This is a genomic window from Amycolatopsis sp. NPDC005232 (assembly GCF_040607795.1).
Lineage (GTDB): Bacteria > Actinomycetota > Actinomycetes > Mycobacteriales > Pseudonocardiaceae > Amycolatopsis.
Genome location: NZ_JBEXHL010000079.1, coordinates 1 through 8361 on the forward strand (window position 1 = coordinate 1; position 8361 = coordinate 8361).

Here is an 8361-nt window from a genome sequence, read left to right on the forward strand (position 1 = left end):
GGGCGCCACTTGAGCGAGGCGTCGATCGCCCACACCACCCCGAACAGGATCCGCAGCACGCCGGCCAGCCGGCGGCGGCCGGAGACCGGAGCCGCCGACTGATTCAGCTGATCGCGAGATAAGTCAGAGCTCTGACGCATAAGTTGGACCCTTTCGTCGGGAAACATTTTCGTCGAGCCCCTGCGCACGACACTAGTAACACGACGTCCGATCCCTCCGCGTTCAACGCGGTGACCCCATTCACTCTCTCGAATGACCACAGTGGACATACGGGTGTGATCCGCGTCGTGGCGCGGGGTTCCGGTCGAACCCGGCATCGGGATGCATCGTGGTTTCAGGTGAGGGACTCTCGAAGATGGGCGAACATCTCGCTCGGCATTGATTCTCGTCAATGTCAAGGGTTCACGCTCCAAACGTTCGACGAAGACAATCCCGGCATTTCTGCCTGCGCGGACAACGCGTGCAAGTCGCTCTGGCCTCGATCGTCGGCGCGTTTCAGCGGCTCGCCGCGGTACATCGCGGGGGCGCTGTCACTGAAATGGCGATCAACCTGCTCTGGCGCGGCGGTCGGCGAAAACACCGTGCAGCATTCCGGTGGCCTGTCCGATCTCGATGAGGTATCCATCCGGATCGCGGAGGTAGCACCGCAACTCAGCCTTGCGGTCCTTCGGCTCGGTGAGGAAGTGCGCGCCTTTCGCCTGTGCATCGGCATAGAATGCGGCGATGTCGGCGACTCGGATGTTGAGGAAGGCCGACACTGGATCCCCGGGCTCGGGTGGTGCCAGGATGACGTCTGGTTTGTCTGGCGTGGGTCCACCTCCGGGGTTCATGATGATCCAGCTGTTGGCGATCCGGACGGTGGTGGGGTTCTCGGCCAACACGACTTGGCCGCCGAAGATGTCGGCGTAGAACTCTCGCGAGACCCTCGCGTCACGCACGGTCAGAAAGTGCGCGACAACCAGCCCCTGCTGTGGCGCGGGGAAGTCCACTTGGTCCGTCATCGGTGTCTCCTAACGATCGCTTGGTCGGAACCGCTGGTCGTCGCAGTTGCGTAGATCGATCTCCCACGAGGCCCGCATCAGCCCGAAGGTGGCTGGCCTTCCTCCCTCCGTCTGGTGGGCGGGTCCCAGTCTCCGCCACGGGACGGGGGCAACACTTCGTCCGCGTTGATGGGTTCGCGCTGCGGCTGGTGATTCAGGGCCCGGCGGACTTTTGCGGACGTGGCGTAGATGCGGCGCACATCCATGATTTCGCCCAGCGGGCGGTGCTCGGCGGTGACGCGCCATTGGTTGAACGCGAGGGCATCGCCCTTGTCGAAGTTCTCGGGTCCCGAGATGTCCTGGCGGGGGAGGTGCACCCGTCCGACGGTGACGAAGGGAGACAGCTGCTCGGGCCAATCCACGGTTGTGTCATTGACCGGCATCGCGGCGAGGTCGGTGCACAGTTGCACCTGAAGCGCGAAATCGAAGGCGTGTGCTTGCAGCTCGTCCGCCAGGGTCGGGCCGAATACGTCCGGTGCCCTGCTGAGGTCGAGGTGGTGGTGGATCGCCGTCTCGGCGTTCTCTGCGACAGGAGCGACTCGAACCTTGGCGACGTGGTCGCCGTGACGGACGGCCGCCATCGTCCAGTACGTGCTGAGCAGCGGATTGCGCACCGGTGTCTGTGTGGCCGCTTTCACGAAGGCGAACAACTCCTCCCAGGCCCAGTCCCGCTGCTCGAGGGTGCCCTTGCCGGTGAGGAGGTCGGCCAAGAGTTCGTGGAACCCAGCTCGTCCACGCGCCAGGTAGTCGGCGGCTTGATCGCCGATTTCCTCGATGAACTGGTAGTTCTTCGCCGTATTGGCGATGAAGGTCGGGTTGTTTTTCAGCACCAGGTCGAAGGTGGTCGCGTCCGGTTCGTCGTCCATGAGCTTCGTTCCGCCGACATCGAAGATCTTGATCGCGAAACCCAGAACGGGTCCGAGGGCTGCGTCCGGCCCCAAGTGGTTGGAGGCGCTGGAGAACCGGATCAGTGCGTCGTGGTGCCCGGATTTCGCGTAGATGCCTTGCGCGTAGGGCGCCTTCGCATCACCCAGAATCTCGACCGCTGCTCTGACGACGCCGATCGTCTTCGCGTGCGCGCCGCACACGGCCCGTCCGCTGCCCTCGGTTGCCGGCGATTCACGGACCTTCGTCTCCCAGAAGTCGATGATCCTGATCATGTACTCACTGAGCTTCGGATCGAAGGTCTCGATCTCCGGTGAGTAGCGAACGAAACCGGCTGACATCAGTGCTCCTCTCCAAGCCACCGCAACGCCGTGAGGGACGGCAGGAAGAAGTACTCGCCTCCCCGCAGTACGTTGAAGGTCTCGATGCCGTGGATCCGGCGCCGCACCGGCGCGTGGGGGATCGTGAAGATCGCGCCGTCCTCCTGAAGTCCGACGTTGGGATCGCGCTCGTCGCCGAGGCTCATGAAGTTGCCGTTGTTGATCCACTCTTGCTGCAGGAACTCCATCGTGGCCATCGCCTTCGCGCTGAAGAAGATGAAATAGAGGCCGCGGGGCGTCTCGTCGTCGAGCTGCGAGAGCGCGTTCTGGTCATAGGGCGCGCCGAAGGTGGTGCTGCGCCGGATGATGCGGTGGATGTTCACGTTGACCAGCACGGTCATCGCGCTGTCGCGCGGGTTCATCCGCCGCATGTGCGAGCCGAGGGGCACCTGCAGGCCGTGCCGGTCGGCGGAGTAGGTGAAGTCGTTGTTCTTCAGCGGGTCCGACCCGAGCGCCGGGTCGTCCTGATCCGGCGCGAGGGTCAAGGGCGCGCCGCTGCGCCAGCGTCCGACCAGTTTCGCCGCGAGCAGCTCCCGCTCGTCGCCGGTCCGGGCGTTCGCGTGCAGGAAGCGGTTGAACGCCCCGACCCGGGACTGGTATTTGCGCAGCCCGACGTAGGTGCCGTTGCGGCCGAGCGCGTCCGGCCGTGGAGCCGGCGGCGGTACGCCGGCTTCGCCCGGATAACCCAGGATGAACTCGCCGGCCTTGATCGCCGGGCCTTGCCCGGGCAGCGGCTCGACACCGCTGCCCTCGATGGCGGGCTGACCGATCGAGTCCCGGTAGCCGAGCGGGTTCAGGTCTCCGGGCTGGGCGCCGAAGTTCTGGGCCACCAGCAAACTCAGTCCGGGGCGTCCCTCGTAGTGGCGCCGCGCCGTGTCCATCGTGCGGCGCCACTTCTCCTCCGAATCGCTGAAAACGCTGACGGCGATGTGGATGGCCCCGCTCCCGAACTCCGGATCCCAGTGCTGCGGGTCGCTTGCGCCGTATTCGCGCAGCTCTCCTGCCCGCGCGGCCATCCCCACCCGGAACGCGTCCGGGAAGCTCTGCAACGAGTCATCCCGCACGCCGAGCGCCGTCAGCCCGGAGTAGGTGAGCGCCACCGCGATCCAGGGTTCACGGGCGTGCCACCAGTCGGCGGCGGAGTCGACCCGCGGAACAAGCTCGCGCAGGAACTCGCGGCCGGCGCGCGCGTCCTCAATGTGGAGCATCACGTGCGTGCCGTAGTAGGGCTCCGGTCGATAGCGCAGCACCGTCGCTTGGATGTCGTCGAGCTCGACCGTGACCCGCCCGCGGGGAAGGTCGCCGCCGGTGCGGTCGGTGACGGTCATTTCGGTTCCCGGGCGCCAACCTTGTCGAGGAACTCGTCGACGGCCGCGCCGACGCCATTCAGCCGGCGCGTGTCCGCCACCGTCAGGTCCGGATTGGCGACGTACCGGGCCTGGGCCGAGAGCTGGTGCTGGACGAACGGGTCTTTCACCGACGAGCTGCGAATCCTTATTGCCGCGGCCACCGGCCGCTCGATCAACTGGAGTTTCACCTTGGCGGTGCGGCACTGCTCCCGCGTTACGGCGGTCTCGACGGCGTTGGTGGACATGGCTTCTCCCTTGGCCGATCCACAGCGACCGCGCCCATGTTACGAGCTGCGCAACGTCCGACGAGCGTCCGCGACGGCGAGGATTTCAACCCGTGCTTGCGGTTGAACGGCTCGCGCTCTCGCTTCGTGGCACGTGACGTGGGATCACTGGCAGTGGCTACGTTTCCGGCTCGACCTTCGCCTGTCCCGGGCCAGCGGCGTGGCACGGTCCGGCAATACGAGTGGACCGCTCGGCTGCCATAGAGCCCTGACTGTCACCGATTTCTTGCGGGGTAGAGGTCGAGCGTTCGTGTCGCCGATCCCGTCATGACTAGTTGATAGAACGGGAATGGTGAAAAACCGACCCTTCAATACCGTGTGTGGGCGCGGGATGCTGAGCAGCGGGCCCGCAGGAGGGAGTGATCGGTGAGGGCGTGGTCAGATGCGCGGGGGAGTGGCTCAGCTCCGTGAATTGCGCAGTCCCGTCCGCAGACAGTCGCGCACGTGTGTACACCGTTCATCGCCCATTTGTGCTGGCCTTTGTGTTTCGGCTGCAGGAGTCGCGGCCAGATGCCCGGTCGCCAGCGGAGGAATGCCCATGAAGATCGTGGTTGTCGGCGGTACCGGGCTGATCGGCTCGAAGCTCGTGACAAAGCTCGGTGAGCACGGCCACCAGGCAGTAGCCGCATCGCCGAACACCGGCGTCAACACACTCACCGGCGAAGGACTTTCGGACGTCCTGGCGGGGGCGGCGGTGGTGGTCGACGTGGCGAATTCACCGTCGTTCGAGGATGCCGCGGTGATGGAGTTCTTCGAGACCTCGACCCGCACTCTGCTTGCTGCCGAGACGACTGCGCGCGTCGGCCATCACGTGGCGTTGTCGGTGGTGGGCACTGACCGGCTGGCCACTAGTGGCTACTTCCGGGCGAAGATCGCGCAGGAATCGCTGATCAAAAAGTCGCCGATCCCGTACTCGCTCGTTCACGCCACGCAGTTCTTCGAATTCGTCCCGCGCATGGCGGACGCGGCCACCACGGACGGCGTGGTCCGGATGGCACCGGTGCTTTTCCAGCCCGTCGCGGGCGACGACGTCGCCGAGGCGGTCGGGCGGGCCGCAATGGGCTCGCCTCTGACCGAGAAGGTCGAGGTCGCCGGCCCCGAGCAGTTCCGGATGGACGAGTTCTTCCGCACCGCGCTCGCCGCCCGCAACGACCCGCGCGAGGTCGTGGCAGACCCGCACGCGCGCTACTTCGAAGCCGAGCTGAGCGAGCAATCCCTGGTACCGATCGGCCCGGCGATCCTGGGCGAGATCCGCTACGCCGACTGGCCCGGCCGGACCGGGAAGTGACGCCCACCCTCGACCACCCATCCCCCCGGAGGAGATTCCCATGCCGAACAGCGATCCCGCGACGACCCGGCAGAAGCCGCGCTCGACCGCGTGGCAGACGGCGTTCACCACGCTGCAGGAGGCGGACCCGCCCTTCATCCCGGCGGGAGCACACGTGATGACTGTGGTCGTCGAGTATCCAGCCGGCGATCCCGGTGCGCCGCCGCACCGGCATCCCGGCCCGGCGTTCGGCTACGTGCTGGACGGCGAGATGGTGCTGGAGCTGGAAGGCGAACCGGAACGCGTCGTGCACGCCGGAGAGGCGTTCTGGGAGCCGGGTGGTGACGTCATCCACTACCAGGACGGCAACAACCGCGAGGACATCCCGCTCCGGTTCACCGTCACGATGCTGAGCGAACCCGGCAAGCCGATGCTGGTCCTTGTGGAGGAAGCAGAGCTCGCCCAGCGCAAAGACCGCCGGGCCCCGCGGAGGACCTGACCGGGCCGTCTGACGCGAACGGAGGTGCCAGGAAGCCAGCGGCGGCGGCATGGCGGTTACAACCGCAACGGAGGATGAGCCGATGCACTTCGAGCAGGACGTCAAGCCACTGTTTCGCGAGCAGGACCGCGATGCGATGACCTTCGCCTTCGACCTCTGGTCTTTCGACGATGTCTCGGCCCACGCCAACGCCATCCTCGGCCGGCTCGAAGCCGGAACGATGCCGTGCGACGGAGCATGGCCGGCCGAGCGTATCGCCGTCTTCCGCCGCTGGATCGACGCCGGCAAACCCGCGTAGGTCCTCGAACCACCAGCCGGATCGGAGGCCGTCGATGCCTGCAACCAGTCAGCTGCAGTACCGCGTCTTCGTCTCCGGTTTGCTCCCGGTCAGCGGCTCGCCGCTGCCGGACGGCACGCCCGCGCGGTGGTCACCGCTGGCGCACACACTCATCTACGGCCCGACCGAGGCCGCTGTCGTGGACCCGCCCATCACCGTCGCGCAGGCCACGGCCCTGGCCAACTGGATCGAGGCCTTCGGCAAACGGCTCGTCCACATCTACATCACCCACTGGCATGCCGATCATTGGCTCACCGCGGGTGAGCTCGCCCAGCGGTTCCCCGGCGTGACCGTCCACGCCACTGCGGCCACGATCGACCGGATGGTCACCAGCGCACCCGACGGCGTTCCCGGCAGGTCGTGGGCGCAGTGGTTCCCCGGGCAGCTTCCGGCGACCCCCGTCCCGATCCCGGCGCAACCGGTGCCCGACGGCGGGTTCACCGTGGACGGGCACCACGTCCTCGCGGTCGACGCCGGCCACAGCGACACCGACGACACGACCGTCCTGAACGTGCCTTCCGCGACGGGCGTCGTAGATCTCGGCGTGGCGCCACGCTCGCTCAAAAGTGAGCTGTGCGACGTCTTCGGCCAGCCGGCTGTCCCCGAGCACGGCGATCCCCACGCCGTAGACCGTGCGCTGGAACCGGCGCACGAACGCGACAGCGATCTCGGCCTCGCCGGTGGCGAGGCCGGCGAGCAGCGTCTCGTCAGGAAGCAGTTCGACCGGGATGCCGATCCTGCCCACATCTTCTCCTACGAGCTGGCCCCGCCGGCGGGATTGCCCGGCAGATGCTCGGGCCTGCCGGTTCGGCTTCCGAGTCACGTTTGTCGACTGTATTCCGCGTTCGCGCAATCCCGCACAAGCACGCGCTCGTATCTCTTGCAACGACCCGTTACGCCGAGCTTGGAGGTAGGCATGCGGAACACCGGCATGGGCCGCGTCGGCGGGATTGTCCTGCCGTTCGGCCTGGTGATGACAGCTGCTTTGGCCACCGCATGCGGTGGCGGTGGGTCGCCCGGACCGGCGAGTCCGATCAGTCAGCCCCCCTCTGCGCCGCCCTCGGCGAACTCGCCGGCGGGCACGACGGTGACCGCGACTCTGACCGACTTCCACATCGCCCTGTCCACCCAAAACCTCCATCCCGGCACCTACACGTTCCACGCCGTCAACGCCGGTCAAACCGCGCACTCACTCGAGATCGACGGCCCAGGCGTTTCCGACCAGACCTTGCCCAGTGCCTTGAATACCGGCCAGTCCGGTGATCTGACTGTCACCCTGCAACCCGGAAGTTACGAGATCTACTGCCCGGTCGACGCCCACAAAGACGCCGGCATGGACCTCAAGGTCACCGTCAGTTGACCGTCGGTGAGCAACTACTAGTCCTCACCACGCGGGCCGTACTTGCATCGGGACTGGTGAGATTGCCTATCAACCGTGTTGCCGGGGTGTTGTCCATCGCCGGCTTCGCCGCGGTGCTCCTGTCGGTCGACTGGCACCTCGGGCTGATCGCGATCGCCTGTGCCCCACTGGTGTTCATTACCGCTGCCCGCTATACCCGGCTCACCCGCGCCGCCGCCGAAGGCGCCCTCGCTGGGTTCGTGTCCGAGTCGCTGCACGGTATTCGCACGATCCACGCGTTCGGGCGGCGACCCAGCCCTCGCCGGCTTCGTGGCCATCGCGACCTCCCGGCGTACCCGCGAGCGGGACCGTCCCCACTCGGCGACACCTGCCCGCGAGCGTAACGCCGATGGACCAACCGCGCCGGGAAAGGTGCAGGTCACCAGCTTCTCGATTGAGAGCGGTCCGAGGTGCTCAGCTGTGGCGGGTGGCCCGCCGGCGCAGCGAGTAGCGGTGCATTACGCCGACGTCCAGCGACGGCGCGAACGGCTCGGTCTCGACGCTACGGCGCCACGCGGCCAGCAGCCGCGTCAGCCTCGCGTCGGTCAAGCCCTCGGGAGGCAAACCACCCGGTCGTCGACGCCGATCCCGTTACCGCGGCACGTTTCGGATCCAGGCTTCGCCCCGCCCGAGTGAAGGCGGCACGCCGGCGAGGTCGAGGTGACGTGGGCCAACCACGCCGCGCCGAGTCGCGGGACGAGGGCGTCGGCGATGACGCACGCTCACGATCCTGAGGTCGAGCGGGTGCTGCGAGTACGGCGGGAGCTCACCGTCTCTGTCCCGTGGCGGTGAGCTCCCAGTGCTCATGGTGGTTCAGACCTTGCGTTGGTGTGGGTGCTCAGCCTGCGGCGTACTCGCGCACGAAGTTGCTGCAGCTGAGTTCGGTGTTGCCCTCGTAGTTGCATGCCTGGACGTCGATCC

Annotated in this window: 9 protein-coding genes and 2 pseudogenes; 5 read left to right on the forward strand and 6 right to left on the reverse strand. The window is 66.8% G+C overall.

Annotated features, from left to right (window positions below):
• Positions 1-545: 545 nt before the first annotated feature.
• From ABZU76_RS51310 to ABZU76_RS51325, 4 genes are all read right to left on the reverse strand, one after another.
• The gene (locus ABZU76_RS51310) at positions 546-1001 is read right to left on the reverse strand and encodes a VOC family protein (RefSeq protein ID WP_354885752.1); all 456 of its coding nucleotides are present in this window, start codon (positions 999-1001) and stop codon (positions 546-548) included.
• Positions 1002-1078: 77 nt separating this feature from the next.
• Entirely contained in the window at positions 1079-2266 is a 1188-nt protein-coding gene (locus ABZU76_RS51315; protein ID WP_354885755.1) for a catalase family protein, read from the reverse strand.
• Entirely contained in the window at positions 2266-3633 is a 1368-nt protein-coding gene (locus ABZU76_RS51320) for a peroxidase (RefSeq protein WP_354885758.1), read from the reverse strand. Before ABZU76_RS51320 ends, ABZU76_RS51315 begins: the two co-directional genes overlap by 1 nt.
• Positions 3630-3899, reverse strand: a complete 270-nt coding sequence (locus ABZU76_RS51325; protein ID WP_354885761.1) for a hypothetical protein — start codon at positions 3897-3899, stop codon at positions 3630-3632. Before ABZU76_RS51325 ends, ABZU76_RS51320 begins: the two co-directional genes overlap by 4 nt.
• A 577-nt stretch (positions 3900-4476) precedes the next feature.
• On the opposite strand from ABZU76_RS51325, the gene ABZU76_RS51330 reads away from it, so the two are divergent.
• The 4 genes and pseudogenes from ABZU76_RS51330 to ABZU76_RS51345 form a co-directional block, all read left to right on the forward strand.
• The gene (locus ABZU76_RS51330; protein ID WP_354885764.1) at positions 4477-5226 is read left to right on the forward strand and encodes an SDR family oxidoreductase; all 750 of its coding nucleotides are present in this window, start codon (positions 4477-4479) and stop codon (positions 5224-5226) included.
• A gap of 40 nt (positions 5227-5266) precedes the next feature.
• Positions 5267-5704 (forward strand): cupin domain-containing protein, encoded by a 438-nt coding sequence (locus ABZU76_RS51335; protein WP_354885767.1) that lies wholly within the window; start codon positions 5267-5269, stop codon positions 5702-5704.
• Between the two features lie 82 nt (positions 5705-5786).
• Entirely contained in the window at positions 5787-6002 is a 216-nt protein-coding gene (locus ABZU76_RS51340) for a hypothetical protein (protein WP_354885770.1), read from the forward strand.
• 34 nt (positions 6003-6036) lie between these two features.
• Positions 6037-6492: pseudogene (locus ABZU76_RS51345) on the forward strand (MBL fold metallo-hydrolase); the annotation flags it as partial.
• 123 nt (positions 6493-6615) lie between these two features.
• On the opposite strand, the pseudogene ABZU76_RS51350 reads toward ABZU76_RS51345, so the two are convergent.
• Positions 6616-7182, reverse strand: a pseudogene (locus tag ABZU76_RS51350) (hypothetical protein); the annotation flags it as partial.
• Between the two features lie 275 nt (positions 7183-7457).
• On the opposite strand from ABZU76_RS51350, the gene ABZU76_RS51355 reads away from it, so the two are divergent.
• On the forward strand, positions 7458-7784 hold the full coding sequence (locus ABZU76_RS51355; protein ID WP_354885773.1) for an ABC transporter transmembrane domain-containing protein: 327 nt from the start codon (positions 7458-7460) through the stop codon (positions 7782-7784).
• 70 nt (positions 7785-7854) lie between these two features.
• Here the strand turns inward: ABZU76_RS51355 and ABZU76_RS51360 are convergent, their stop codons facing one another.
• Positions 7855-7989 (reverse strand): hypothetical protein, encoded by a 135-nt coding sequence (locus ABZU76_RS51360; RefSeq protein WP_354885776.1) that lies wholly within the window; start codon positions 7987-7989, stop codon positions 7855-7857.
• Positions 7990-8361 lie beyond the last annotated feature (372 nt).